We start from the raw sequence: 253 nt of genomic DNA on the forward strand, positions 1-253 counted from the left end.
GTGACCAACCCGGTCGGGGCGGGGCCTTACAAGCTGAAAAGCTTCATCCCCGGGCAGCGCTCGCTCTACACCCGCTTCGAAAACTACTACAAGCCCAACCGCCCCTATGCCGATGAGCTGGAAATCATCGAATTCAAGGACCAGGTCTCGCGGGCCGCCGCCTTGCGTGCCGGGCAAGTGGACGTGGCCAGCGGGGTGCAGGCCGAGCACAGCGCCTTGCTCAAGGCCGACCCGCGCCTGCGCCTGTACGCCT

Annotated in this window: 1 protein-coding gene; it reads left to right on the plus strand. The window is 65.6% G+C overall.

The genetic code is table 11. From position 1 onward, the window contains the following. Positions 1-253 (plus strand): ABC transporter substrate-binding protein (locus tag SB756_RS32780; protein WP_410913601.1); only part of this gene is annotated, 253 nt, incomplete at both ends.

Origin of the sequence: Pseudomonas sp. SIMBA_068 (genome assembly GCF_046534705.1) — a bacterium.
Taxonomy (GTDB): Bacteria; Pseudomonadota; Gammaproteobacteria; order Pseudomonadales; family Pseudomonadaceae; genus Aquipseudomonas; species Aquipseudomonas putida.